Annotated in this window: 2 protein-coding genes; both read left to right on the plus strand. The window is 31.8% G+C overall.

Features of this window, described 5'->3' with window-relative positions:
- Nucleotides 1-129 precede the first annotated feature (129 nt).
- Nucleotides 130-357 (plus strand): hypothetical protein, encoded by a 228-nt coding sequence (locus AZI32_RS17265; RefSeq protein WP_021434495.1) that lies wholly within the window; start codon nt 130-132, stop codon nt 355-357.
- 1 nt (nt 358) lies between these two features.
- Entirely contained in the window at nt 359-496 is a 138-nt protein-coding gene (locus AZI32_RS18570; RefSeq protein WP_021434528.1) for a hypothetical protein, read from the plus strand.
- The last annotated feature ends 189 nt before the right edge of the window (nt 497-685 follow it).

The following is a 685-nucleotide window of genomic DNA, read 5'->3' on the forward strand; positions in this document are numbered from 1 at the left end:
AAATAATTCTTTTAAGGCTAGGGTTTACCCTAGTCTTTTTTTATTTTTAAAATATCTCATTTATGGGGTATCAAAACGCAATATGTTGCATATAATACACTAAGACAATAATTAAAAGGGGGATTAGTTATGAATAAAATATATATACTAGAAGGGAAAAATGGAGAGGTGTTAGCTATATTAAGTAATAGAGAGGATAAAACATATAGTCAGTTTAGGGAAGAGTGCACAGAAGCAGCAGAAGAAAGCAACAATGATTTTTATAGTGTAAAAGATATATTAGTAAGCATGTATGGGTATGAGGTAGTTGATGTAGTTGGAGGATTTGAAACCAACAAAAAGAAAGGTGCGATATGATATGTGGGATAGCATAGAAGAACACGTTAATGATAATGATAGATTTGGAAACTGTGATAACTGCAATGAAAGAACCTCTAATCATAAACTAGAGGAGTTTGGGGGTATATGTGAGGAATGTTACTACGAAGATAAATAACACCATATTGCCGATGTCGGGAAAATGATAATTAAGCCTATAAGGAGGTTTAAAATAATGGAGGATAATTTATACGAGGAACTAAAGAAAAGTGGTTTAAAAATGGAATATGTGGCTCACAAGTTAGACATAAACAGAAGGACTTTATACGGTAAGCTAAAAGAAGATGGAAAGTACAAATTAAAGGAA

This window comes from Clostridium sp. ATCC 25772 (assembly GCF_001573875.1).
Classification (GTDB): domain Bacteria; phylum Bacillota; class Clostridia; order Clostridiales; family Clostridiaceae; genus Clostridium_J; species Clostridium_J senegalense.

Coding starts and splice junctions, on each gene's coding strand:
- AZI32_RS17265 (WP_021434495.1), top strand. CDS start 130: ATGAATAAAATATATATACTAGAAGGGAAAAATGGAGAGGTGTTAGCT.
- AZI32_RS18570 (WP_021434528.1), top strand. CDS start 359: ATGTGGGATAGCATAGAAGAACACGTTAATGATAATGATAGATTTGGA.